Below are 26659 nucleotides of genomic sequence, written 5' to 3' on the forward strand. Positions count from 1 at the left end.
ATCACTCCCGATTGTCAATGCTTGATAAAATTTCAACCTGCTCTTGTAGAAAAGTATCTTCCGGATAGCGTTCTAAAATCTGATCCAAAATCTGGCTGCGTACAATGTAATCGGAATACATATGGAGTTTCATTTCGTAGTCTTCCAAAATCTTTTCTGTACGTTTAATATTGTCATAGACCGCTTGACGGCTCACTCCAAACTCTTCTGCAATCTCAGCCAAGCTGTAGTCATCTGCGTAATAGAGCTCGATATAATTCATCTGCTTGTCCGTCAAGAGCGCTGCATAAAACTCAAAGAGCGCATTCATTCGGTTGGTTTTCTCAATTTCCATACCTTTCATTATATCAAAAAAGCCCGCTAAAGACTAGCGGGACTTGATGCTTTTTGAGCTTGAAGTAAGAGGATTCATCATTAGAGTTTCAGTGCCAACATATTGACCGTCATCCCTGCTGCAGTTCCCATCAAGAAGATGGTATCTCCTTCCTTCACATAGCCATGATCCAATGCATAGGCTAGGCCGAAAGGCACGGCTACCGAAACCATATTTCCATAATCACTGACAATATTGAGATACTTGTCTTTGCCAACGCCTAATTTGTCCATGACGAGTGGCAAGGCCCGGCTAGCTTGATGGGGAATAATATAATCTACAGCACCTTTAGAAATGCCTGATTTCTCTTCGAATTCTTGGAACATTTCTGGAATAACACGGGCAGAAAGCAAAAGGATCTTCTTCCCTTTCATGTCAAACATGAAATCGGTCTTGGTTGCTTCAGAGTATAATTTCGGATGATAAGCTGTCAAACCACCACGAATCTCGGTATCATGGGCTCCCTCTGACCAGGTACGTTGCATGCTAGCAATGATTCCTTTATCTTCTTTTGTTGCTTCAAAAATAAAAGCTGCGGCTCCATCGCTAAACAGTTCAAAGCTTTCTTTTTGTTTGGGATTAAGCCCTAGGCTTCCTACTTCACTGGATACAATCAGCACCCGTTGGTATTCTCCACCTTCAATCAGATAAGAAATGGTGCTTAAGGCTGATACAAAACTGGTACAGGTAGTATTGATATCCATGGCAGGAATCGTCAGTCCCTTGGCCACGCGCTCATGGATCAAAGCAGCGGTACAAGGGATGGGCTGAACACCAACCGCACTAGCTGAAACCAGGCAGTCGATGTCTGCCATTTCAAGACCCGCATGGTTTAAAGCCACTTCAATCGCACGCGCTGCAAGATCAATCTGTGTTTCTTCTCCTTCTTTCACGCGGTAACGAGTTTGGTCTTTGAAAGTCACGGTATGAGCTGGAAGCGCTGTTCCATAGCCTTTAATTTGCAAATGTCTTTTTACAGTAGTCATAGGATTCTCCTTTTATTGAAGTCGTTGAACACGTTTTAATTTACGTGTTGGGTCCCATTGGTAATCGATAAATTGAATACTTGGAAGAATGAATTGTTTTTGCTGAGCTAAGAGTTCAAATTGAGCAAAGATTGCTTGCTCCATAGACTCTGTCCGGTGACTCAAGGCAATGGTAATGGATCCATCTGCCAACTGAGTTACTTGATAGTCCTGAATATTTTCGACAAAGAGAATGCACCGTCGAATAAAATCCGGATAGATCATCTGGCTACTGCCATCTTCTTTTTTGAAATAGAAAATATCGTCCGATCGTCCTTCGATCTTTGCGATTCGAGTAAAGACGGAACCACAAGGGCAAGGAGATTTTTCTTCTACCAAAATATCATTGAGGCGGTAGCGATAGATCGGTTGACTGGTTCGTTTGAAATCCGTAATAATCGGATAAAAGCGGCTATCATCTAGGTACTCTTTTTCGACATACAAAATATCTTCGTTAAGATGTAGATTGCCTTCTGAACAGGTACAAGCTAAAAATCCCTCTGTCGCTTGGTAGACCTGATCAACCGTGTCTAGTTGAAAGGCTTTGGCGATTGTCTCAGCATCTCGTTCCTCTAGGATTTCTGCGACAGAGACAACCTTGACGGGTTGGATCGCAAGTTGCTGATTGCTGACATAGTTGGCTAACTCAATCAAGGTTGAAGCTGGTGCGACCACAATAGTTGGTTGATAGTCTTTGAGACGCTCTAAATGCTCCTTGCTATCCTTGAAAATATCAAAATATTCCAAGCGGATAAGGCCTGAGTTAATGGTTTGATAAAGTTCATTGTCCGCTCGTAAGAAAAAGGCAATGCGATGACCAAATAGTTTTCCTTTCGGAAGCATCTTGGCTAAGATCGCTGCAGCCCACATACTTCTCTCTTTTTCTGTGGTGACAAAAACTCCTCGGTGGCCTGAAGTCCCAGAAGACAAGCCTACTGCTACTTCTCCATTCATCTCAGTAAAATCTCGCGTCTGTTCTCCGCGAATCGCCATCTCTAAAGCCTGATCTCGATCCACCCCTAGGGTATTGAGTTCATTGAAATGTGTCATCATAAACGATTTATCCATGGTTCCAAAGGATTCGGGAGAATGGGTTTGAAAATAGGGAGACTGAGAAGTGATAAAAGCATGGTAGCGCGCCAATTGCTTATATTGATATCGCTTCAAGGCCTCTTTTGAACGGAATCGGTGGCACCATCTGGTTTCAATAAAGGTTTTCAGAAAGACTGTTTTTTTCATTTAAAATCCTTTCAATCCGTTCTTGCGGGTCGTGGCTGACCACAACTTGAATGCCATCTTGCAAGAGTGTTTCCAGCAACTCAGCTCCTTTAAGATAAGCCTTCTTATTATCCTGAACCAAGGAGGGGATGAGACGCATTTGCCCTGTGTAAGGCAAGAGGTCTACTCCCCAAGAAAGGTCTGCTCCGATGAAGAGTTTGAACTCATCCAGATAAAGACAACCTTGCCCTCTCGCATGTCCATCGATGGACGAAACAAGGATGCTCCCATCTCCAAAAAAATCCGCAGTCGGGCGATAGGGGAAAGCAGGATGCCTTTGATCTGCTTTAAGACAAGTCACCCGATCTTTGAAATCAGCTGGCAAAAACTCTTTAAAAATCAGATCTTTAAATTTAGGTTTTTGGTACACCTCATAGACTTCCTGGGTAACAAAGAAATGAGCATTTGGAAAAAGGGCTGCTCCACCGAGATGATCCGGGTGCAAATGCGAAAGAATCACATAAGTAATTTCTGCCGGATCAATTCCACGCTCTTGCAATAAATAATCGATCTGGTCTTCTTTTTTCATCTGCATTGGGGTGGCTAGACGGTACCAGAAATACCGAGCTTTTTTCTTAATCTCGTAGTGATAGCCGGTATCGTACAAAATATAGCCTTTTTCACGGTGATGAATCAAAAAGACACCTGCTGGAAATTGCATTTTTTCATTCGGAATCTCTTTAAATAAGAGACCAGAATGACTACTACAATAGCCTGCTGGGAAATAATCAATGCGCTTGATCATGTTGGACATAGTTGTCAATCCCTTCTTCAATGGTCATTTTTGGATAGTAGCCAAGTTCTGTTTGGGCCTTTTGAATATCGAGAGTTTGGCTATATCGAAGGAGATAATAGGTGTAGCGAGTCAAAGGAGGCTCAGCTTTCAGATGGAATAATCGATATACTCCTTCAAGGCTATAAGCCGCACCTGCTACTAGACCTTCCGGAATTTTCCGATAGCGAATCGGCTCTCCCAATCCCTTTAGTGTTGTTTCGATCAAATACTTAAAGGTCTTTGGTTCCCCATTTGTAATATTATAAACCTGTCCGTGTGCTTCTTTGGCCTCTAGAGCCAAGCGAATGGCTAGGGCAACATTTTCCACACAGGTCATATCCATGAGCTGCTCTCCTCCTCGAATCAAAGGAATTCCAATTTTTCGACTGAGGCGTAAGACACGAGGTAAAATACTGGTATCCCCCACACCAAATAATCCTCTAGGACGCAAGATGATACTTGGCACATCTGGATAGTCAGAAAAAAGTTTTTCAGAAGCCAATTTGCTTCGAATGTAATTGTTGAGGTGATTTTCTTTTGGAGCATCGCTTTCCTTGATGTTTAATTGGTCTTTTCCAGCTGCGTAAATACTGGGAGAAGATACGTAAACCAAGCGTTTTACCGCATATTCACGGCACAAGTCAAGGACATTTTGAGTACCAACTACATTCGCCTGATAGAAGGCCTTCCAAGGTCCCCAGGCAGTGGATAAAGCTCCAGCGTGAACCACAGCATCAACAGACTGAAAGGCTTGTCTTAATTCCTCAATAGCGCTCAAATCCCCTTTGATAAATTGGACGCGATCATTTTCCAGAGTCTTCCCAATTTTTTCATTTCGGCCAAAGGCTACAATGTTATAATCGTGAGCCAACAACTCATCGATCACATATTTTCCAAGGAAGCCAGTCGCACCTGTTACAAGTATTTTCATAGTTTCCCATCCGTTCCACGTCTTAATAATCGTTGAATTTCAAACTCCAAGGTATCCAACGGCTTGTAGGTTTTTGAAAGTTTGTTTAGTCTTTCTAACTTTTCCCAAGATTCTTTTTCTAATAGGGCATTAAAACCTGCTTGAATCTCTTCGGTGCGATTGCGATGAGCTTGAAAGGCAATTCCTGCTTCTACTCCTCGAATCGCATAGTCAAATTGGTCATAATCATGTGGCAAGATCAAGGCTGGTTTTTTAAATTCGATACACTGATAAAAGATTCCAGCTCCTCCATGGTGAATGACATAGTCCATCTGCGGAATATATTCTTTGTAAGGCAGATAAGAGACGAGCGTCACATTTGGTGCTACTTCTTCTTCAGAAAAGTCTTTTGCCCCATCTCCTAAGGTGACGAAAAAGTGACATTCTGGATGCTCTTTGGCCAACTGCTTGGTTTGTTCTAGCAAATTCTCCTTTGCCCAAGGCAACTGGGTTCCACATGTCACGAGTACCTTCGTCTTGTCCTCGTAAGAACTGATGTCTAAAGGATAATCTTCTGCTTTTTCAAGAGAAGTCCCCAAAGGGCCAAGCCAGGCATATTGATGAGGGAAGTGTGTTTTTAACTCTAGCTCCATCATACCAATTCCAAAGATGGCATAAGGAGAGTAGATGGTCTCCACTCCATTTTGATTGTACAACTTGAAATTGTAACGTTTTAAGCGTTTGAGTAAGAGGAAGGCGCCACAGTATTTTCCAATGCGTGTGAGTTTACGGCATAGTGCTTGGATCTTCTCTTCCTTCTTTGTGCGCGCGACTCCCATCCCTCCAAAGAAACAAGGAGGACCATAAGGAGTTTCGATTGCAAATTGGGTTGCCATGGTGGTGATCCAAGGAATTTCTAACTCTTCTGCCACAAAGCCTGCTGATAGAGTGATAAAATCAGCAATGACAATATCTGGACGATTGACGCGCCATTCCTCTAGCAATTGATCCGATACATGATTAATCAAATCCAGACTCTTAGACAATTGCCGATAAGCTGAAAAGAGATTGTGTTTCTTATCGTTATTCGCCGCACGTTCAAACTCTTCTACTTTGTCCTCTAGAATCGGAACGACTGTGAAGCCGAGACTTTCTGCGACGGCTTTTTTCTGAGGACCCGTGAAAACTCGGATTTCCATAGTTGGATCATCTAATAAGGGTTTAACGAGATTTAAAGTTGGGTACAGATGCCCACTCAAGGGAACAGCTACCACATCGATTTTAATTTTTTTCATTTTTTCCTGCCTTATATCTTTTTTTAGATCTAAAACTAGCTTCTATCTATTAATTCGTAAAAAAAATCAAAAATTGAAGAAAAAATAAAATTTTTTTAAATCTTTTATTTTTGACCGTACTATCACTATTTAGAAAGAATGACTTCAACCTAAAAAAAGCTCCCAAATGCCAAAGAGAGTGAGCCTCTCACACATTTGAAGAGTTTTCTATTTTTACGATTTGCGAGCTTAGTTATTTTCCAAATAAAATTCGAACCGCTCGCCAACATACTGACTTTTTACATACTCAAACGCCGTCCCATCTTCAAAATAGGAAACCTGTGTCAGACCTAAAATAGCCTGCCCTTTTGAAATCTGTAAGTAGTCCGCAATCTTATCCTTGGCCAATCGCGCATAGATGGTCTGATGCGACTTTCCAATCTTATAACCATGACGCTCCAAGGTTTGGAAGAAATGGCTGGTTACCTCTTCTCGATTGAAATTCTTAATAAATTTCTCTGGAATAGAGGCCACTTCATAAACAACAGGGATCCCATCAGCATACCGGACCCGCTCCATCCGAATGATGGTCTCAGTCTTATCGATGCCCAATTTGTCCACTTCTTGGAGGCTAGGAATGGTTTTACGGTATGATATCACTTGGCTAGAAGGTTCCTTGCCTTGCGATTTCATAATTTCTGTAAAACTGGTTGTGCCTCGCATTTTTTCTTGGACGCGCGTGCTGGTGATAAAGGTGCCACTTCCTACTCGTCTTTCAAGCACTCCTTCTTCAACCAGAAGGGTAATAGCCTGCCTCAGCGTCATCCGACTCACCTGAAATTTCTCCGCCAGATCGCGTTCGCTGGGAAGACGCTCCCCGATTTTCCATATTTTTTGATCAATCTCAGACTTAATCTGATCATGAATTTGAATGTAAGCTGGAATCATAACCTTGCTCTTTCTATGTATTATCTCTATTGTAGCGTAAAATTCCTAATTCTTCAATCAGAGATTGGTAAAGACATGGCTTTTGTGTTAGAATAGAGGAAAGTAAATTTCTTTAAGAAGGGGATAAGATGACAAACCTATCAACTGATTTGCATGATGTTGAAAAAATCATCGTGCTTGACTACGGTAGCCAATACAATCAGCTTATTTCACGTCGGATTCGTGAAATTGGTGTTTTCTCAGAGTTGAAGAGCCATAAGATTTCTGCTGATGAAGTTCGTGCAATCAATCCAGTTGGGATCGTTCTTTCAGGCGGACCAAACTCTGTATACGAGGAAGGTTCTTTTGATATCGATCCTGAAATTTTCGAACTCGGTATTCCAATCCTTGGAATCTGTTACGGGATGCAATTGTTGACCCATAAATTGGGTGGGAAGGTCGTTCCTGCAGGTGATGCTGGTAACCGCGAATATGGTCAATCTGAACTGACTTTGACAGAATCTTCTGCTCTTTTTGCCGGCACACCAGATAAACAATTGGTTTTGATGAGCCATGGAGATGCTGTTACAGAAATTCCGGCTGACTTTGTCCGCACCGGTACTTCGGCTGACTGTCCATTTGCATCCATTGAAAATCCAGACAAGAAAATCTACGGAATCCAATTCCACCCTGAGGTTCGTCACTCTGTTCACGGTTATGATATCTTGCGTAACTTTGCCTTGAACATCTGTGGAGCTAAAGGTGACTGGACCATGGACAACTTCATTGATATGCAGATCAAAAAAATCCGTGAAACCGTCGGGGACAAACGTGTCCTTCTTGGTCTTTCAGGTGGTGTTGACTCTTCCGTTGTTGGGGTTCTCCTTCAAAAAGCCATCGGCGATCAATTGATCTGTATCTTTGTAGACCACGGTCTTCTTCGTAAAGGCGAAGCCGATCAAGTGATGGATATGCTTGGTGGTAAGTTTGGTTTGAACATTGTCAAAGCAGACGCTGCCAAACGTTTCTTAGACAAATTGGCTGGCGTATCTGATCCAGAACAAAAACGTAAGATCATCGGTAACGAGTTTGTTTATGTCTTTGATGACGAAGCAAGCAAATTGAAAGACGTGAAATTCTTGGCACAAGGAACTCTATACACTGACGTGATCGAGTCTGGTACGGATACTGCTCAAACTATCAAGTCTCACCACAATGTGGGTGGACTTCCAGAAGACATGCAGTTTGAACTGATCGAGCCACTGAATACTCTTTATAAAGATGAAGTTCGTGCGCTTGGTACTGAGCTTGGCATGCCAGACCACATCGTATGGCGCCAACCATTCCCAGGTCCAGGTCTTGCTATCCGTGTTATGGGAGAAATCACTGAAGAAAAACTCGAAACCGTTCGTGAATCAGACGCTATCCTCCGTGAAGAAATCGCCAAAGCTGGTCTTGACCGCGATATCTGGCAATACTTCACTGTCAACACAGGCGTTCGTTCTGTTGGGGTTATGGGTGATGGCCGTACCTACGACTACACTATTGCCATCCGTGCTATCACTTCTATCGATGGAATGACAGCTGACTTTGCGAAGATTCCATGGGAAGTCCTCCAAAAAATCTCAGTTCGTATCGTAAACGAAGTTGACCACGTTAACCGCATCGTCTACGATATCACAAGTAAACCACCTGCAACTGTAGAGTGGGAATAAAAAAAAGGTCCAGTGGACCTTTTTTTCACGAGCTTAGAAATAGAAAAGCGAGTTTTAAGGTCCAGTGGACCTTGATTCACGAGCTTAAAAATAGCAAAGCCATATAAAATAAAAGATCTTGAAATAATTATGATTTCAAGATCTTTTATTAACTTAATCAGTTTCTACTTCCTTATCTCGATTTGTTGGTAAGATCATAAATAGAAGCATGAAAAACCAACCTACGTATGGAATAAGCCCAACAAGAAGATATAACCAATGCAATCCTGCATCTCTTAGACGCCGAACGGAAAGGGTTAATGAAGGTAGGAAAATTATGAGGCCAAATACAGAATAAAGCGGGCGCAACGAATAAATCATTTGATAAGCAGACACATCATTAGGATCGATTTGAAGTTGTATTAAAGCGTAAAACAATGGCATTGTAATAAGCAAATGAATGAAGTGTGGCCACCAGTATTCAGATACTGTTGAGTAACCGGTAAAATCTGCATAGCCTTCCCAAAATTTTTTATAAGCTTTTAACATAAGTCCTCCTTTAATTTGCTTTTCAAAGTATACTATCTTTTTCAATTCTTTGCAACTCTTTTCTGCTACGCAGCAACTATTTTCAAATAACCTTCAAGCAGCTAAACACACAAAAAGCACTCTGACTTCTTGTCAGGAGTGCTTTCCTGCTATTTTTAGCCAACTAAACCACTAAAGAATTTGACAATGGCATTCCAGATGGCTCCGAAGAAGCCAGCAATGGCATTCCACGCATTTGTGAAGAAGTTTCCACTGTCTTTTAGAATAGCATTTGTATCAAAATTGAGATTGATATTATTAAAGGTATCGCCTGCCTTGTCTACGATACTATCTTTCAAGTCCGACAAGGTTTTAGTAAAGCTTTTGCTACTGATGACACTACTCTTTGAGAGGTTGACTGCGAAATTCACGATCAAATTAATCTGATCACCTGTCACAGTTGTATCCAGCTTATAATTTTTCAGGGTTTCTTCGACGATCTTTCGAATATCATCCTTGCTTAAATCCTGATTGTTCTGTTTGGCATTGGCTACTGCCGTTTTTATGTCGGTCAATGCTACGTTTAACTTATCCGCATCGAAGTTTTTCTTTCCCGCGTTCTCTTCATTGATCCCTGATAGAGTCTTTAACTCTTCTTGGGCCAGATCTTTGCTTTCTTGAGAAACTTTGGCACCATTTTTTTCAAGCGAGTAATAAATACCAGCCAAGGCACTTTCTCCGGTCACTTGGATAGGAGAAGCTACTGTAATTTGAGCATGCTCTAATCCAAGTGTAACGGCTGCATTACGATACATATCTGAAGTGACCTTGGTGATATTTTGAGGTGTCACGATATTCACTTCTAGTGGCTTATTTTTGCCTAATTTTTGAATTTTAACAGAGGAATAAAGTTCCAAACTATCATCGTTGGCAACGTTCATAATCGAAGAATAAACCTCTGGTGTCATGGTTTTCCACTCTTCTTTATCTTTTGAACTATCGTAGTTCAAGAGACTCAAGGTTTGTTCGATTTGACTTTGGTCCAGCGAATAGCCCAAAACATAGTCTGGCTTGACATAGGTTTCATCAATGACTTTCTGCACATTGCTATCTGCAAAAACACGTGGGACAGCTGTCAACAAGGCCAAAGTCGTCGTTACAAACAGTGCAATCTTCTTTAATTTCATCTTTTTCTTCTTTCTAACTCAAATCAACTTTGGGTATCTCTTATTACCTTTCTCACCTCACTAGAGATGAAAAAAGAAGTAAATAAAGAGTTTACCCACTTCGATTTTCATTATACAGTTGATTTCTTAAAACTAGCTTACAGTTTTTTTAAGAATGCATGACATTTTTATTATCCCTCAAAATCGGAGGCAGAACTGATCAGCTTAAAAAAGAGCCAATCGGCTCTCTGGAAAATGATTAAAACCATGAAAATAACTTCATAATCGTCATATTGGTTTCTACTAAGCGAGAATAATAAATGTTACCCCCATTAATGTAGAGTTCCATCCCGTTTAAAAGAGAGATAGGGTGGAGGTAAAGATAAGTTTCACCGGTTACATTGCCAAGACTTGGCGCTACTACATCCCGTGAATAAGCTCGGGCCAACTCTAGGGAATTTGTCCCACCGTGTTTAGCCACATAATCAATGTAGTCTTTCCCGAAATTATAGGCTTGAACGGCTGTCCAGCTATCAACGCCTTTTTTCTTGGCTTCTTTTAACTCATCTGAAAGAGTCTGAATACCTTGGCGAATACTGGCCTTATTATCACTAATGGTATTGGTTTCACCACTTGCACTCTCACTTGCCTGCATGACATCGTCCTCTCGACCTTTGGTCTCAGTATAGATCATAGCAAGAATGAGGTTTTCATTGGCCGTGGTGTCCTCTTCAGCAAGGACTTCTCTAACCAGGGAGCGGTACTGCATGACTTGTTTGACATCATGGTGGATCTGAATTCCCTTGTAGATTCCAAATATTAGTAAGATGAATAAGAAGATCTTCACTATACGTTTAATCATTATTTACTCTGTATATCCTCAATATTTTTGATCAAAATAGAATAAGTCCCATTCTCGTTTAGAATAAATTCAACAGATTCTGCATCTTCATAGACATTATTCGGAACGATCAGTTCAATTCCATTTGACAATGACAATTTCTGATTTTCGAACTTCTTCAACTGGCGACTTGCATCAATTTCTTCAAAGGTGACAGGCTCTGGTACAGCTTCTTTGACTTGGTCAATAAAACTGAGGCGAGCTGTCAGATTGTCGTCGAAGAGATCATCCGCTAATTTCTCAGGAGAGAGTTTATTTTCTTCCTCAATATGGTTAAAAATAGCTGATTTAACCTTTGATTGAAATTGAAAATCATCTGTGTTGAAGCTTTCCGCAATCTTCTGGGCTGTTTTTTCTAGTTCCTTGATCGATTTTTTAGGAGAGATCTTGGGTTGCGCCTGCAACAGATTCTCAGAAAAATAGTTCAAGAACATCCCGTTGTACTTGATCCTTTTTTCAATTAAGTGGTATTTGCGACTTTGAAGATTGATGACCAAAGCCTCATCAGCACCAGTGCCAAAACCAGGTAGATTATTTTGCGTCAGCTTAATCGGATTATCCACTTCACCACCAAGATGCGTCAGGGTTTCCCGTAAGGCAATCCGAAGAAAGGCAAAATGGTCCACCCCTTCTTTTGAGAATTGAATGAACACCAAATCGTTTGTCTTTTGATTCTCAGAGACGACAAATTCTTCCTTCCAACGATTGGCTACGGCTACTGAAGTTTCTAGTAGGTCATCTGAGATCATCTCAAGAAAAAGATTGTCCTCTTCGAAAATACCGGTTCTGGCTTCATCCGAGTAGACCCGTTCAATCTTCTTACGCAAGTATTCCTCGATTTTAGGCGTGATATTGAGAAATTTATCTGCCAAATAGAGATCGGTATCGTCTGGGCTAAATTGATGAATGATGGCTTTTTTTACGTAAATATCCATAAGATGGTTTAGTCCTCGTAAAGTGGAAAGGCGTCTGTCAAGGCTTTAACTTGGCTACGCACTTCGTCTAATACTTCTTGATTGTCCGCATTCTTCAGCGCTTTGATCATGAGTTCAGCAACGGTGCGACTTTCTTTTTCACCAAAACCACGAGCGGTGATGGCAGCTGCACCAATCCGAATCCCACTGGTCTTAAATGGAGACAAGGTTTCATAAGGAATAGAGTTCTTGTTGAGGGTAATGTTGACCTCGTCCAGTAAGTTTTGCGCCACTTTCCCATTTTCAACGACTTTCGTCACATCGACAAGGAAAAGGTGGTTCTCTGTTCCGCCTGAAATGACACGGAAATCAGGATCTTGCAAGAAGACATCAGCCATGGCCTGACTGTTCTTAATCACGTTAGCTGCATACTCTTTAAAGGCAGGATCCAGCGCTTCTTTAAAAGCGACAGCTTTGGCTGCAATGACATGCTCCAACGGTCCTCCTTGAATACCAGGGAAGATAGCTGAATTAATCTTCTTAGCCAAGTCTTCATCGTTGGTCAAGATCAGACCTCCACGAGGGCCACGAAGGGTCTTGTGAGTGGTCGTAGTCGTGATATGGGCATAAGGAACCGGACTTGGATGAAGACCCGCTGCCACGAGACCAGCAATATGGGCCATGTCAACCATGAGCTTTGCTCCTACTGCATCCGCAATCTCACGGAATTTAGAGAAATCAATGATATGAGAGTAGGCTGAGGCACCAGCGACGATGAGTTTTGGCTTCACTTCTTGGGCTTGTTTTAGGATGGCATCAAAATCCAAGAGCTCTGTTTCAGGATCTACACTATAGGACACAAAGTTATAGGTTTGACCAGAGAAGCTCACAGAAGCTCCGTGCGTCAAATGCCCACCGGCAGCTAGATCCATCCCCATGACAGTATCACCAGGCTCAATCAAGGCCATATAGGCAGCACAGTTTGCCTGACTTCCTGAATGTGGTTGAACGTTGGCAAATTTAGCACCAAAGATTTCTTTAGCCCGTTCGATCGCTAGACTTTCGACCACATCGACCACATCTGTCCCGCCATAGTAACGACGACCAGGATAGCCTTCGGCATATTTATTTGTCAGAATAGACCCTTGAGCAGCCATCACTGCCTTAGAGACGACATTTTCAGAAGCAATCAACTCAATATTGTTTTGTTGACGCTCTTCTTCTTTAGTGATCGCATTCCATAGGTCTGCATCATAGGCTTTGTAATCTTCTTTATCAAAAATCATAGGTCTACTCCTTTATAAAAAATTATTTATGTACATTATCACTGAGGAAGTTCATCTTCCTCAAAGGAAAGCTCTGGCACTTGTGCAAGCAAATCAGCTTTTGTAATCGAACCTTGCCGCAAAATCCTGGCCTTGGAACCAGAGATATCCAAAATAGTTGAATCTTGACCAGTCAAAATGTCATCATCCTCTATACCAGGAACCACTTGATCAAATTCGCTTACAATAGCCTTATACTTTGTTCCACTTGCATGACCTGAAAGATTGGCCGAGGGACCAACCAAAGGACCGTATTTACGAATTAATTCTAATGTTTTTGGGTGAGCCGGAATACGGAAGCCAACTGTATCCAATCCTGAATGAATCCAGCCAGGTACCTTTTCATTTGCCTGAAGAATAATAGTCAGAGGCCCTGGTAAAAATGAATCAACCAGTTTTGTTAAATAACTAGGTTGATTTTTCGAATAAAGTCGAATTTCTTCTTCGCCGGCTACATTTAAATTCAGAGCCTTGTCTCTCGGTCTACGTTTTAATTCGTATATATAATCGACTGCCTCTTGATTCAAAGCTTTGGCGAAAATACCATAGACTGTCTCAGTTGGCAGAATAACTGCACGTCCTGCTTCTAATTCTTTCTCAATGTGATCCATTGTCTACTACTACCATTCTATCTTGTCCAAATTGGTCTTTCAGAACGCGAACTCGTTTGTTAGGAAACGCTTCTTGAAAGAGCTCTTTTACTTTGGCTCCTTGCTTATAGCCAATTTCTAGATAGATCTTTCCGTCTGGTGTTAAAACACTTGGTGCTTGCTGGGCAATCTTTTCGTAGATAGCATATCCATCACGGTCTGCAAAGAGAGCTAAGTGAGGTTCAGAGGCTAATACATTGGCTCCGACTTCTTCTAGATCATTACGTGAGATATAGGGTGGATTGGAAACAATCAAGTCGTATGGACCTTCTAGATGATCCAGAACATCAGAATACTTAAAATCAAGGATTGCTTCTAACTGCTGGGCATTTTTTTGAGCTAGGGCTAAGGCCTCCTCTGACACATCACTAGCTTGAACCTGCCAGGTAGGTCTAGCAAGGGCTATGCTAATGGCAATGGCACCACTTCCTGTTCCAATATCCAGAACTCTTAAGGCTTCCCCATCGTTTTCCTCAAGTATGAGAGCGACCAACTCCTCAGTCTCTGGGCGTGGAATCAGCACGCGCTCATCAACTGTAAAAACATGGCCACAGAATTCTGCGCTCCCAATAATATATTGGGCAGGGATGTGATGTTTCAACTGCTCAAAGATGGATAGAAGCAAGTCCTGATCCTCTACTTCCACTTCTTTTTGCAAGGCAAGGACAAAGTCTGTAAAGGTCCAGTTTTTTAAAGCTCGATACGCGAAGGAGAGGCTTTCTGCTTCCTCTCCAACGGCTATTAATTCTTCTTCATACTGGGCTAATAATGATCCCAACAACATTATTTGTTCAACTCTTCTAGTTTTTGTGTTTGATCATACAAGACCAAAGCATCGACCACTTCATCTAATTTACCAGATAAGATGGTATCCAGTTTTTGAAGGGTCAAGCCAATCCGGTGATCGGTCACACGGTTTTGAGGGAAGTTGTAAGTCCGGATCCGCTCTGAACGATCACCAGTACCGATGGTTGACTTCCGTTCAGCGTCTTGCTCGTCTTGGGCAATCTGAGCAAAGTGGTCAGCCACACGCGCACGGATGATCTTCATGGCTTTTTCGCGGTTCTTCTGTTGGGTCCGTTCTTCTTGCATCTCGACCTTGATATTGGTTGGCAAGTGGACGATACGAACGGCTGTTGCGACCTTGTTGACGTTCTGTCCACCCGCACCAGATGCGTGGTAGATGTCAATCCGAAGGTCTTTTGGATCGATGTTGTACTCGACTTCTTCGATTTCTGGCATGACCAGAACTGTGGCAGTCGAAGTATGGACACGACCTTGGCTTTCTGTCACAGGAACCCGTTGCACCCGGTGGGCACCAGATTCATACTTGAGTTTTGAATAAACCGATTGACCAGAAACCATGGCTACGACTTCTTTGATCCCACCAACGCCATTGTAGGAAGCTTCCATGATTTCAAAGCGCCAGCCTTGGCTTTCCGCGTATTTTTGGTACATTTGTAAGAGGTCGCCAGCAAATAACTGGGCTTCGTCTCCTCCAGCTGCTCCACGGATTTCCAAGATAATGTTCTTGTCATCGTTTGGATCTTTTGGAAGAAGTAAGATCTTCAATTTTTCTTCGTACTCTTCTTTTTCAGCCTTAGCATCTTTTAGCTCTTGCTTGGCCATTTCTTCCAAGTCCGCATCGCCGCCTGCTTCCTTAATCATTTCCTCAGCGTCGACAATGTTTTGAAGGACTTGCTTGTACTCACGGTATGCTGTCACCGTATCGCGAGTGGAAGCCTCTTCTTTTGAAAGCTCCATAAAGCGTTTGGTATCAGAGACCACATCTGGGTCACTCAATAACTCTCCTAACTCTTCGTATCGGTCTTCTACAGCTTGTAGTTGATCATAGATATTCATGTTCGCTCCTTAATTCTTGGTTGTTAGATCATAGATTGCTACAATTTCGTTTTCTATGACTTCTCCAGTTTCTTTAAATCCATAATGGAGATAGCAAGATCTCGCTTGATTATTTTCCGGTTCATAAGATAACCAAAGACTTGTTGCTTTTCCAGCTGGCTCTGTTCGAACAAAGTCAATGACTGCATCCATAGTCGGTTTAAAATAGCCTAAACCTTGAAATCGTTTATCGATCATAAAACGAAATAACAAGTAATTTCCCTTGCTGATCCCAATTTTCTGGTCATAGGCAATCATAACAAAACCAACTAATACTTCCTTATCATAAACTGCTAAGGGAGCTATAAAATCACCATTTTTATCATATACATAAGCTTCAGCTAAACTAATGGAATTGGATGCAATAAAATTCCTTTGGTTTGGATGAACTTCTAGATTTAAAACGTCAAAATAATTCTCTATTGTAACATCTTTTAAATAAATAGACATTATTATCCTCTCTATAACATTCTAGACGCTTTCAGTTGGAATGTCTGGATTAAAATAATGCTTGCGGCAAACGGAGATATAGGTCTCGTGTCCACCGATCTGGATCTGCTCTCCATCATAGACAGGTTTACCTGCTTGGGTACGCAAGACCATAGTCGCCTTGCGGGAACAGTATTGGCAGATGGTTTTGATCTCCTCGATCTTGTCGGCTAACAAGAGGAGGTGTTTAGAACCTTCAAAGAGTTCATTTCGGAAATCATTTTTGAGGCCAAAAGCCATGACCGGCACATCTAGTTCATCCACGACTCTTGCCAGATCATAGACATGGTGTCGTTTCAAAAACTGAGCTTCATCGATCAAGACACAGTAGGGTTTGATTGCTTGGTTTTTAATAAAGCCAAAGATATCGGTATCGTCTTCGATCGCAACAGCTTCCCGTTTCATACCGATCCGGCTAGAAACCACTCCTACTCCATCTCGTGTATCGATTGCCGAGGTCATGATGACGACGCTCTTGCCTTGCTCTTCATAATTATGGGCCACCTTCAAAATCTCAATGGTTTTCCCCGAGTTCATGGTCCCATATTTATAATATAATTGTGCCATTTTCCTTTTGTTCTCTCTAAAATGTGTTTCATTATCATTTTACCATAATTTCGCTAAGCTTTGTATCCCAAAATGTGATAAAATAGTCCTATAAAAAATTTAGGAGGTGGCCATATGCCATTTGTACGAATTGACCTATTTGAAGGACGCACATTGGAACAAAAGAAAGCCTTGGCCAAGGAAGTAACCGAAGCTGTTGTCCGCAATACTGGTGCTCCTCAGTCAGCTGTTCACGTCATCATTAACGATATGCCTGAAGGAACCTATTTCCCTCAAGGTGAAATGCGCACCAAATAATGGTTCCACTAAAAAAGCCTTTCTTGCTTGTGATATCACATAGCAGGAAAGGTTTTTTCTTATTTTTCTTGGGCTTGACGTTCTGCTTTCCGTTCTTCGAATTCTTCGTCACTCATCAAGGTTCCGCCAACATTGGCTGATTTGGCAAAGGCTGTATAGCGACGCAACCAACCGCTGGAGATTTTTGATTTGAAAGGTTTCAAATGTTTGCGACGTTCTGCAAGAGTTGCATCATCGACAAGCAAATCAATAGTACGATTTGGAAGATCAATCACGATTTCATCCCCATCTTCGATTAAGGCGATATTTCCACCTTCTGCTGCTTCTGGAGAAACGTGACCAATAGCAATCCCACGAGTAGCCCCTGAGAAACGACCATCGGTAATGAGAGCCACATCTTTACCAAGACCGCGTCCGACAATCTTAGAGGTTGGCGCTAGCATCTCTGGCATACCAGGACCACCCTGAGGACCCTCGTAACGAATAACAACGACATGGCCCTTCTTGACTGTTCCATTGTCAATCAACTCAAGGGCTTGATCTTGTGAATCACAGCAGATGGCCTTTCCACTGAAAGTGGTCACAGATGGATCTACCCCACCGACCTTGATAACAGCTCCATCCTGAGCGATATTTCCGTAAAGGATCGACAAACCACCTACAGGTGAAATCGGATGCTCGATTGGATGGATAATTTCTTCATTTTTGATTTCAGCACCAGCTACGTTTTCTTTCAAGGTTTTACCAGTAACTGTGATACGATCACCCTTAATGGCACCTTTTTTGATCAACTGATTGATAATGGCTGGAACACCACCAGCTTCATGCACATCATGCATAGTGTAAACACTTGAAGGTGCAATTTTAGAAAGATAAGGTGTCTTCTTGGCAATCTCGTTGATATCTTTGAGATCATAGTCAATCCCTGCCTCACGCGCAATAGCAAGGGTATGGAGAACAGTATTGGTTGAACCACCCATGGCCATATCGAGCGCAAAGGCATCGTCGATGGCCTCTTTGGTCACAATATCACGTGGACGGATATCCTTTTTAATATTCTCTACCAATTGTTTGGCTGCTTGGCGAACCAATTCTCGACGTTCATCTGAAACAGCTAGGATGGTACCATTTCCAGGAAGAGCAAGGCCTAATACTTCCATCAAACAGTTCATGGAGTTGGCAGTAAACATACCAGAGCAAGAGCCACAGGTTGGGCAGGCATTTTTTTCCAAGAAATCCAGCTCATCCATGCCCATATCACCAGCTTGATAAGTACCTACAGCTTCAAACAAACTTGAGAGAGTCGCCTGATGCCCCGTCATGTCAACGCCACCCTTCATGGGTCCACCAGAACAAAATACGGCAGGCACATTGGTCCGCATGGCTGCCAAAATCATACCTGGTGTAATCTTATCACAGTTGGGAATATAGAAAACACCATCAAACCAGTGGGCGTTGATGACTGTTTCAGCAGCATCTGCGATCAACTCGCGAGATGGCAAACTATAACGCATCCCGATATGGCCCATCGCAATCCCGTCATCGACACCGATGGTATTAAATTCAAAAGGAATCCCACCAGCCTCGCGAATAGCTTCCTTGGCAACATCTGCTAATTCACGCAGGTGAACATGTCCTGGAACGATATCAATATAGGAGTTACAAATGGCAATAAAGGGCTTTTGCATATCCTTGGCTGATTTTACTTGCCCTGTTGCATAAAGGAGACCACGCGCTGGTGCTCGGTCGATCCCCATTTTGATCATATCACTTCTCATCTTGTTCTCCTTCTAGTTCTTCATTTCTACCTCCTAATCTTACCACTTTGACATCAATTGTCAAGAACTTTCAGAAAATTTATAATATTCACGGCACATAAAAAGCCTGGTTTCCCAGACTTCATTCTAGTTTGTTTGCTTTTTTTCGATCTGCCAGAGCCGAAGTTGGTAGCAAATTCCACTCACGACAAGGCTAGAAATAAGGCCGATCCAATAAGCATAGGGACCCAAGTTGGTCACATGGTCAAGGAAAATCCCTTGTGGGATAGAGATACACCAATAACTAAAGACTCCTAATAAGAAAGGAACCGTTGTATCCTTATAGCCCCGCAAAATCCCTTGTAGGGGTGCTGCAAAGGTATCGGCTACTTGGAAAAAGAGACTATAGGTCATGAAAATCGCTGTTTGCTGCACAAAGACTGGATCCTTGCCATACAGCCCTGCTAGTTGGAAGCGGAATGTATAGAGAAAGACGAGAGTGACAATGGCAAATCCAAAGGCTGTCAGTCGTCCCAAACGGCAATATTGTTTGACCACTTCTGGTCTTCCTGCTCCCAGTTCGTAAGATACGATAATCGCCATGGTACTAGAGATACTAACCGGGAAAGCATACATCAGGGTAGAAAAATTCATGGCTGATTGGTGGCTCGCGATGGTCAGTGATGGGAATTTTGCCATTAACAGACCAACCAACGAGAAGATGATGACTTCTGCAAAAACAATTCCACCGATTGGAAGCCCAAGTCGCAATACTTCTTTCATCCCTTTAAAATCATAAGGCTGCGGCTTCCACAATTGGAAAGGTGCTACCTTGGGATGCTTGCACAAGATCAAAACCGCAATAACCAGCAAGACCCAGTAGGCCAGAGAGGTTCCAAGTCCTGCTCCTGCTCCTCCCATCTCAGGAAAACCAAATGCCCCATAGATCAGGATATAGTTAAAACAAGCATTCAAAGGCAAGAGCAAGAGCATCAAGTACATGGATAGACGCGTCATTCCCAAAGTATCGAGGAAGGTCCGCACGATACTAAAGAGCAACAAAGGTAAGATTCCTAGAGAAAGGAAATATAAATAGCGAATGGCTATTTGGGCAACAACATTTTCTAAACCGATCTGCCTGAGAATCATGGGCGCAATCCCCCAAACAAAGCCTATTAAGAGAATGGCCATACCAAATGACATATAGAGGAATTGGTAAAAATCGCCAGCAATCCGTTCTTTATTTCCCTTGCCTAAATGATGCCCAACAATCGGCGTCAGCGCAGAGACAATCCCTGTCAGGAAAGTAAAAAATGGATTCCACAGACTGGTAGCTGTAGAAACACCAGCCAAATCAAGGGTCCGGTACTGACCAGTCATGGCTGTATCGACAAAGCTGGCTGAATAATTGGCTAATTGGTAGATTAAAATCGGCAAAAATAGACTCAAAAACAAGCGCAAGCGCTCTTTAAAGTGATAGGTTACATACATGATTCTAACTCTCTTCTCATCAAATAAGATTTTCTCCTCTTCCACTCTACTATATGTTTCCTTAAAAGTCAAAAAACCGAAGATCCAAGGACCTCCGGTTCATGTGAGATTAGTGTTTGTTGCGGTTTAAAATAGCATTGAGAACGATCGCCAAGACACTGGCAACGACAATTCCGTTAGCAAAGAACATTTGGAATCCTGTTGGAAGGCCATTGAAGAGGGTGCTGTTGTTCAAACCAACCCCTGCAGCAATCGATACAGCAGCGATCAAGAAATTGTGCTCATTGTGTTCAAAATCAACACGCGCAAGAATCTGCATCCCTTGAATCGATACAAAACCAAACATGACTAGCATCGCTCCCCCAAGAACTGGACTTGGAATGATTTGTGCCAGAGCTCCAAACTTAGGCAGGAGACCAAGAAGAACAAGGAAACCAGCCGCATAATAGATTGGGAGACGAGTCTTGATACCAGACAATTTCACCAAGCCAACGTTTTGTGAGAATCCGGTGTAAGGGAAGGTGTTGAAGATACCGCCGAGAAGGACGGCCAACCCTTCAGCGCGATAACCATTGCGAAGGCGCGTGCTATTAATTGGATCTTTAGTAATATCAGAAAGAGCAAGATAGACACCTGTTGATTCCACCATAGAAACTGTTGCGATGATACACATCATTAAGATGGAGGTGATTTCAAACTTAGGAGCTCCAAAGAAGAATGGCGTTGGAACGTGAATCACTGGTGCTTGCGATACAGGTGTGAAATCCACCAAGCCCATAGAAGCCGCAATGGCAGTACCTGTGATCAAACCAATCAAAATTGAAATGGATTTAATAAAACCAGTCGTATAGATATTAACAACTAAAATGATGAGAATAGTCACCACAGCCAAAATCAAGCTTTGAACGGTTGGTTTTGGCGCATTATTTCCCATATTTCCAATCGCTACTGGAATCAAAGTCAAACCAATGGTTGTAATAACAGATCCCGTTACAATAGATGGGAAGAGATTGGCGATCTTAGAGAAGAAACCAGATACAAGGATGACATAAATCCCTGAGACAATCAAGGCACCAAACATAGCCCCACTACCATGGCTAGCTCCGATCATGCTAAGAGGTGCTACCGACTGGAAGGCAACCCCAAGGACTACCGGAAGACCGATCCCAAAGTATTTATTGAGCTGCACTTGAAGGAAAGTTGCGACCCCACACATGAAGATATCTGTAGAGATGAGGTAGGTTAGTTGATGAGCGTTATAGCCCAAAGCTCCTGCGATCATGATCGGCACCAAAATAGATCCCGAATACATGGCCAAAAGATGTTGCAAGCCTAGAATGGCCGCCTGTGAATGGCTTTCTTGTTTTTGCATTAGATGTCTGCCTCCTTGAATACAACCTGACCATTTTCAAAACGGTCCAAACGTGCGAGGGATACAACTGGATATCCCAACTCTTCTAACAATCCCCGTCCATCTTGGAAGGATTTTTCAATCACGATCCCAATCGCTTCGACTTGAGCCCCGGCTTGTTCGATGATTTGAATCAAGCCTTTGGCTGCTTGCCCATTTGCAAGGAAATCGTCAATGATCAAAACCTTATCTGATGGATCCAAGAATTTACCAGCAATCGAAACTGTGCTGGTGACTTGCTTGGTAAAGGAATAAACCTCAGCCGTCAAGATGCCCTCATTCATCGTGATGTTTTTCGCCTTTTTAGCAAAGATCATGGGAACATCCAGTGCTTCAGCTACATAAAGGGCAGGTGCAATCCCAGATGCTTCAATGGTCACGACTTTGGTCACGCCAGCATCTTTGAACCGGTCCGCAAAAGTCTGACCAATTTCTTTCATCAATTTGAAATCCACTTGGTGGGTCAAAAAGGAGTCCACCTTGAGGATATTCTCACCTAAAACATTGCCATCTTTTAAGATGCGCTCTTCAAGTAATTTCATACTTCCTCCTACTTTTTTAAAAAATCCTCTACTTCATTCACAAAATACAAAAAGGCCTGCTAAGCAAGCCTTGAAATCTCTCTAGAAAGAGAAATAATCCCGACTTACTTATTGTTAGGTGTTCCGGCACCTTGTAGAAACATCACGCCTATTCGTGAAATAAATAAGTAATTCAATTAGTGTGCATCGCCATTCCAGATAGAATTCTTAACGATCACATAGTCAACATGTTTCAAATCTGCTAATTTTCGGCCTCCTGCATAAGAGATCGAACTTTGCAAATCTTGTTCCATTTCTGTCAAGGTATCTTGCAAATGACCCTTGGCAGGCAATAAAATCTTCTTACCTTCGACGTTTTTATAAGCACCTTTTTGGTACTCTGAAGCAGATCCATAGTACTCTTTGAAAGACTCTCCATCAATCTCTACTGTTTTACCAGGACTTTCAATATGTCCTGCAAAGAGAGAACCGATCATGACCATAGATGCCCCGAAACGAATCGATTTGGCAATATCACCATGAGTCCGAATACCACCATCCGCAATGATTGGCTTACGCGCTGCTTTTGAGCACCAGCGAAGAGCAGCCAATTGCCAACCACCTGTACCAAATCCAGTCTTCACTTTGGTGATACAAACCTTACCAGGGCCGATTCCGACCTTAGTCGCATCAGCTCCCGCATTTTCCAATTCACGAACAGCTTCAGGAGTTCCAACATTTCCAGCAATGACAAAGGTATCTGGTAATTCTTTCTTGATGTGTTGAATCATCCGAATGACACTATCCGCATGACCGTGTGCGATATCAATAGTGATGTACTCAGGCGCATCTGCCTTTAATTGACTCACAAAGTCGTATTCGTATTCCTTAACACCAACCGAAATGGAAGCGATCAAACCTTGATCATGCATGCGTTTGACAAAAGGAATCCGACCCGCTTCATCAAAACGGTGCATGATGTAGAAGTAACCACCACGCGCCAACTGCTCTGCGACATTCTCATCTAAAATCGTCTGCATATTGGCAGGAACGACTGGAAGCTTGAAGGTATGCTTTCCAAATTGGACGGTTGTATCTGCTTCTGACCGGCTATTGATGATACATTTGTTGGGAATCAACTGAATATCTTCATAGTCGAAAATAGGAAATTCATTTAACATAGATTGAAAAATCTCTTTTCTAAAAACTGACCTACCTATGCGCAAGCGCATCGCTACGTCTCTTGACGTTTCCTTGATAGATTATACCAAAGATACGGACCTAATGCAATGGGAATGATTTTATAGGAAATAACGTTCGGAAATTACAAGACAAAAACCCGTTTCAAAAAGAGAAACAGGTTTTATTTATGAACATTTTGGAGCCAATTGTTCACTTCTCTAGCTACAATTTCAGGCGCCTCTGTATACAGTTCGTGCCCCAAACCATCTAGCAAGACTTGCTCGATCTGGGGATCTATCTGCTTCAGAGCGTCTTTTCTCCATTCCGGTTCTTCTTGGTACCGAGGTCCAATAAAAAGGGCAGGCAGGTCGGCCAGTGGAATCTGGTAAGTCTTGATCTGACGCCGTAGACGCAATAAAGCCATGACCTTTTCGAGATCCAGATTTAATTCATATTGTTCACTCGCTGGATTCCAGCGATAGCTAGCCTCTACTGCTTTTCGCGCTATAGGCGTAGGATCTGCTTCCTCACCGAATTCTGCTAACACAGCTTCTTCTAAAGTCGCAAAGACTTGCTGCTGCATGAAGGACGAAGTTCCTTCTAGCTCTTCTTCAAGAGGCAGGATCTTTTCCATATCCAGATAACCCCCATCAAGGAGAATCAAAGCCTGGATCTGAGGAAACTCAGCAGACAGATAACGAGCCAAATCTCCACCCAAGGAATGCCCAAATAAACAGATCTCTTCCACCTGGCCGATCTGCTCTTGAAACCAAGCACGAAGATCGTTTTCTGTCTGAATCATCTTCCTATAGGGATCTAGAAAGGTCACAGGAAAGCCTAGTTTTTCAATAAGTGGAGCCAGATGGTAGCTATTACCACCTAGGCCACCAATAAAATAATACTGCATGTGTTTTGTCCTTTCTTTTTCATTCTATTTCATTGGTTAGCGCTACTCTCTCGCGTCTCCTTTATGGAGTTCCGTATTATAAACAATTTCTGCACCAGGGCTTCCTTTATCATCCTTTACGACTCCTATTAACTGACCATCTTCTACTAATAATTCAATATTTTCATCTGTACTACTTGCCTCTGTGAGTATAGCTCTCTTAGGCAAATGCTCCTCATTTGAAACGTCTACAGGTTTGCCATTTGAGTCCAGTAACTCAATGACTTCATTGCCACCTCCATCAAAATCAAGAACAATGTCTGAAATCAATCCATAACTTAATGGAATAAATTTCTTTATTTTATCTCCCAGAGTAGCTTTATTTCCATACTTGTCATAGATCGTCGGACGCACATAGGCATTTGAGAATGTTGACCCTTCTTCAGTAACGTAGATTGGGGAGAACTCAATCTTCTCAATCCCAGTATAGTGTTCTTTGATGTAGGTTCCGATTTGTTCTTCTAGCAAAAGAAAACCATGCTTATAGAGCTTTGTTGTTTTCGGTCCAAGATTCGGCTTCGTTAGTTTATTGTAGACAAAGTAACTACCGGATAGGATGAAAATTAAAATAGCAATGATCTTTACCCACTTTCTGCTCATCAGTCGCTCCTCCTTCTATCTACTTCAGTATAGCATATTTGGTTGGCTTTCCATCGCTATTCCTAACGAAACGGAATATAAAGATTTGAAATGTGGCGAAATTTTAAAGCATTTCACAGTCTCATGAAATACTTTTAAACTGTATTATTTTTATATGAATAGAAGACTAGTTCCTTCAGTTTTCTTGGTCTCTTCAATCCAATATTGCTCCTCTTTGGGGATCAAATGATCAAAACGTCCTGAAAAAAACTTCCATCCGTTTGGCACATATCTTTCGTAGTTTTTCATCCCCAGATGGTTTGAATAAAATTCTTCTTTATCAAAATCGATGAAAAGATCCGGAAGCAGGGCTTTTCCTTCCAGAATAATCTCTGAATTCAAGTTCTCCTCTTCCATTGAACGTTTGATCATTGAGATCAATTCTTCAACCGTCACCTTCAGCCAATCATCTTTATACATTTCTAAGTAGCTCTCAAGATTGCTTTTTGTAATCACATGAAGATTCTGCTGAATCTCAGGTAAATAGGAGAAATCAACATCCAGACCTGCTTCCTGGTATGCCTGAATATATTTATCGATATCCATTGTCCACATTTCGTTTGAACAAATATACCAGTTAAACTGATGATTTGCAATAACCCCAACAATATTTATTTCTGGTTTCTCTATCAATTGGTCTTTATTCACTAGTTTTTTCTCCCCTTCTCCTATCTACTTGTTCCGAACTGACAATAGGACTTACTTACCAAACATTATATATCTATGATACCGAATTATATTTTGACAAGCAAGTTAATGACCGAGTCGCTAACAAAAAAGCCAGCTAAAAGGGTTTAGCTGACTGATGTCATATCTAATAAATCTTTCTCTGCTCGATCATCTAGCAGAGAAAGCAAGTATCCCACATTCTCTTATATTCTATAAAACAAAAAAGCACTCTGCAAAAACAGAGTGCTATCGTCTTTAATACTTTATATTCCGTTCGACAAACTTGAAGTTGTTTACTTACAGTACTCCTCTATTTTGTAGCTATATTCTTTTAGAAGTCCCCGTGAATAAATTTTTTTATTTTTTGAATCTCTAACTTCATTCCAAAGGATAGCCGCAACTTTTAACTTGTTGGAGTAATGATTGCTAAATTCATCGGCACAAAAGTCTTTTAGAAATTGATTCCATTGGCAAGCTGAATTATCATACTTGGCGTAGTCTGACTCTCCATAGTATATTTTAATCATATCTTGGATTGTAAAATTTATGTTGTTGTCCCGTTTTACTTTTCTCCAAGCAGTTGCCATATCAGCATTAAACTTAAACGGATTACCACCTGTTACAGCTGAAAAATAATCACGAAATTTCTGATTAAAGGAAAACCCACATTCAAGTAATGATGTATTTAGGGTTATTATTTCGGTTTGATTTTTGTTTCTTTTCCTCAAAACTTTTTCTACTCTATTTCCCCTAAAATATTGTTCTATAATATGATTTAATTCTTTTTTTGTACATCTGTATTCTAATCCAAGGTACTTACAAATTTGTGAAAGCTCTTCTCGATACCAGTAGTATCTGTTAAATTCTTCAAATGATTTTATATCTCTAAAATCAGGTCTATGTTCTTCCAAATGCTCGCCTCTACAACTCCAAATTTATCTCATTATACCATAGATAATAAAAGTCATATCAATTTATACCCATGCCACATAAAGCTATAACAGAATATATTACAATCTTGTAATTACTGTATTTCTATTAAGCTTAA

At 41.7% G+C, this 26659-nt stretch carries 28 protein-coding genes and 1 riboswitch; of the genes, 2 read left to right on the forward strand and 26 right to left on the reverse strand.

Annotated elements, in window-relative coordinates; genetic code table 11:
• Position 1: 1 nt before the first annotated feature.
• From O3629_RS01930 to O3629_RS01960, 7 genes are all read right to left on the reverse strand, one after another.
• Positions 2-334, reverse strand: coding sequence for a putative DNA-binding protein (locus O3629_RS01930; RefSeq protein WP_155124885.1), 333 nt, complete (start codon positions 332-334; stop codon positions 2-4).
• 80 nt (positions 335-414) lie between these two features.
• Positions 415-1359, reverse strand: coding sequence for a 3-oxoacyl-[acyl-carrier-protein] synthase III C-terminal domain-containing protein (locus O3629_RS01935; RefSeq protein WP_155199034.1), 945 nt, complete (start codon positions 1357-1359; stop codon positions 415-417).
• Positions 1360-1371: 12 nt separating this feature from the next.
• The gene (locus tag O3629_RS01940) at positions 1372-2637 is read right to left on the reverse strand and encodes a F390 synthetase-related protein (protein ID WP_371608639.1); all 1266 of its coding nucleotides are present in this window, start codon (positions 2635-2637) and stop codon (positions 1372-1374) included.
• Entirely contained in the window at positions 2603-3430 is an 828-nt protein-coding gene (locus tag O3629_RS01945; protein ID WP_049473215.1) for an MBL fold metallo-hydrolase, read from the reverse strand. Before O3629_RS01945 ends, O3629_RS01940 begins: the two co-directional genes overlap by 35 nt.
• On the reverse strand, positions 3405-4382 hold the full coding sequence (locus tag O3629_RS01950; protein WP_371608640.1) for an NAD-dependent epimerase/dehydratase family protein: 978 nt from the start codon (positions 4380-4382) through the stop codon (positions 3405-3407). Before O3629_RS01950 ends, O3629_RS01945 begins: the two co-directional genes overlap by 26 nt.
• Complete coding sequence (locus O3629_RS01955; protein WP_371608641.1) at positions 4379-5656, reverse strand: glycosyltransferase; 1278 nt, start codon at positions 5654-5656, stop codon at positions 4379-4381. Before O3629_RS01955 ends, O3629_RS01950 begins: the two co-directional genes overlap by 4 nt.
• A gap of 228 nt (positions 5657-5884) precedes the next feature.
• Positions 5885-6583: a GntR family transcriptional regulator gene (locus tag O3629_RS01960; protein ID WP_003016564.1), complete on the reverse strand. Its 699-nt coding sequence runs from the start codon at positions 6581-6583 to the stop codon at positions 5885-5887.
• A 128-nt stretch (positions 6584-6711) separates the two neighbouring features.
• On the opposite strand from O3629_RS01960, the gene guaA reads away from it, so the two are divergent.
• Positions 6712-8277 (forward strand): glutamine-hydrolyzing GMP synthase, encoded by a 1566-nt coding sequence (guaA, locus tag O3629_RS01965; protein WP_371608642.1) that lies wholly within the window; start codon positions 6712-6714, stop codon positions 8275-8277.
• Positions 8278-8430: 153 nt separating this feature from the next.
• On the opposite strand, the gene O3629_RS01970 is transcribed toward guaA, so the two are convergent.
• The 10 genes from O3629_RS01970 to O3629_RS02015 all read right to left on the reverse strand — a co-directional run bounded on the left by O3629_RS01970 (position 8431) and on the right by O3629_RS02015 (position 16698).
• Positions 8431-8805, reverse strand: a complete 375-nt coding sequence (locus O3629_RS01970; protein ID WP_195529450.1) for a DUF805 domain-containing protein — start codon at positions 8803-8805, stop codon at positions 8431-8433.
• Positions 8806-8960: 155 nt separating this feature from the next.
• Positions 8961-9971, reverse strand: coding sequence for a DUF1002 domain-containing protein (locus tag O3629_RS01975; RefSeq protein ID WP_150906075.1), 1011 nt, complete (start codon positions 9969-9971; stop codon positions 8961-8963).
• Positions 9972-10209: 238 nt separating this feature from the next.
• A complete protein-coding gene (locus tag O3629_RS01980; protein WP_003007284.1) occupies positions 10210-10812 on the reverse strand; it encodes a lysozyme family protein in 603 nt (200 codons plus the stop codon).
• Positions 10812-11786 (reverse strand): nucleoid-associated protein, encoded by a 975-nt coding sequence (locus O3629_RS01985; RefSeq protein WP_371608643.1) that lies wholly within the window; start codon positions 11784-11786, stop codon positions 10812-10814. The genes O3629_RS01980 and O3629_RS01985 overlap by 1 nt, the downstream gene beginning before the upstream one ends.
• Before the next feature lie 8 nt (positions 11787-11794).
• Positions 11795-13051: a serine hydroxymethyltransferase gene (gene glyA / locus O3629_RS01990; protein ID WP_201037606.1), complete on the reverse strand. Its 1257-nt coding sequence runs from the start codon at positions 13049-13051 to the stop codon at positions 11795-11797.
• A gap of 38 nt (positions 13052-13089) precedes the next feature.
• The gene (locus tag O3629_RS01995) at positions 13090-13701 is read right to left on the reverse strand and encodes an L-threonylcarbamoyladenylate synthase (RefSeq protein WP_201037605.1); all 612 of its coding nucleotides are present in this window, start codon (positions 13699-13701) and stop codon (positions 13090-13092) included.
• Positions 13688-14524, reverse strand: coding sequence for a peptide chain release factor N(5)-glutamine methyltransferase (gene prmC / locus O3629_RS02000; RefSeq protein WP_371608644.1), 837 nt, complete (start codon positions 14522-14524; stop codon positions 13688-13690). The genes O3629_RS01995 and prmC overlap by 14 nt, the downstream gene beginning before the upstream one ends.
• On the reverse strand, positions 14524-15603 hold the full coding sequence (gene prfA, locus O3629_RS02005; protein WP_201089180.1) for a peptide chain release factor 1: 1080 nt from the start codon (positions 15601-15603) through the stop codon (positions 14524-14526). The genes prmC and prfA overlap by 1 nt, the downstream gene beginning before the upstream one ends.
• A gap of 9 nt (positions 15604-15612) precedes the next feature.
• Entirely contained in the window at positions 15613-16092 is a 480-nt protein-coding gene (locus O3629_RS02010; RefSeq protein WP_298619289.1) for a GNAT family N-acetyltransferase, read from the reverse strand.
• Between the two features lie 21 nt (positions 16093-16113).
• A complete protein-coding gene (locus O3629_RS02015; protein WP_003001444.1) occupies positions 16114-16698 on the reverse strand; it encodes a thymidine kinase in 585 nt (194 codons plus the stop codon).
• A gap of 114 nt (positions 16699-16812) precedes the next feature.
• On the opposite strand from O3629_RS02015, the gene O3629_RS02020 reads away from it, so the two are divergent.
• Entirely contained in the window at positions 16813-16995 is a 183-nt protein-coding gene (locus tag O3629_RS02020) for a 4-oxalocrotonate tautomerase (RefSeq protein ID WP_001117401.1), read from the forward strand.
• Positions 16996-17054: 59 nt separating this feature from the next.
• Here the strand turns inward: O3629_RS02020 and ilvD are convergent, their stop codons facing one another.
• From ilvD to O3629_RS02065, 9 genes are all read right to left on the reverse strand, one after another.
• Complete coding sequence (ilvD, locus tag O3629_RS02025) at positions 17055-18773, reverse strand: dihydroxy-acid dehydratase (RefSeq protein WP_024055670.1); 1719 nt, start codon at positions 18771-18773, stop codon at positions 17055-17057.
• A gap of 126 nt (positions 18774-18899) precedes the next feature.
• A complete protein-coding gene (locus O3629_RS02030; RefSeq protein WP_371608645.1) occupies positions 18900-20243 on the reverse strand; it encodes an MATE family efflux transporter in 1344 nt (447 codons plus the stop codon).
• A 109-nt stretch (positions 20244-20352) separates the two neighbouring features.
• On the reverse strand, positions 20353-21615 hold the full coding sequence (locus O3629_RS02035) for a nucleobase:cation symporter-2 family protein (protein ID WP_195529457.1): 1263 nt from the start codon (positions 21613-21615) through the stop codon (positions 20353-20355).
• Positions 21615-22196, reverse strand: a complete 582-nt coding sequence (locus O3629_RS02040; RefSeq protein ID WP_003001484.1) for a xanthine phosphoribosyltransferase — start codon at positions 22194-22196, stop codon at positions 21615-21617. The genes O3629_RS02035 and O3629_RS02040 overlap by 1 nt, the downstream gene beginning before the upstream one ends.
• Positions 22197-22287: 91 nt before the next feature.
• A riboswitch (purine riboswitch) is annotated at positions 22288-22383 on the reverse strand.
• Complete coding sequence (gene guaC / locus O3629_RS02045) at positions 22373-23356, reverse strand: GMP reductase (RefSeq protein WP_021153179.1); 984 nt, start codon at positions 23354-23356, stop codon at positions 22373-22375. Its footprint overlaps the riboswitch before it by 11 nt.
• 182 nt (positions 23357-23538) lie before the next feature.
• Positions 23539-24264: an alpha/beta fold hydrolase gene (locus O3629_RS02050; RefSeq protein ID WP_195529458.1), complete on the reverse strand. Its 726-nt coding sequence runs from the start codon at positions 24262-24264 to the stop codon at positions 23539-23541.
• 42 nt (positions 24265-24306) lie between these two features.
• Positions 24307-24903 (reverse strand): hypothetical protein, encoded by a 597-nt coding sequence (locus O3629_RS02055; protein WP_023918094.1) that lies wholly within the window; start codon positions 24901-24903, stop codon positions 24307-24309.
• Between the two features lie 150 nt (positions 24904-25053).
• Complete coding sequence (locus O3629_RS02060; protein WP_023918092.1) at positions 25054-25590, reverse strand: hypothetical protein; 537 nt, start codon at positions 25588-25590, stop codon at positions 25054-25056.
• Positions 25591-25904: 314 nt separating this feature from the next.
• Positions 25905-26522, reverse strand: coding sequence for an SAP domain-containing protein (locus O3629_RS02065; protein ID WP_223141908.1), 618 nt, complete (start codon positions 26520-26522; stop codon positions 25905-25907).
• Positions 26523-26659 lie beyond the last annotated feature (137 nt).

This window comes from Streptococcus sp. 27098_8_12 (assembly GCF_041432115.1).
GTDB classification, from domain to species: Bacteria; Bacillota; Bacilli; order Lactobacillales; family Streptococcaceae; genus Streptococcus; species Streptococcus parasanguinis_V.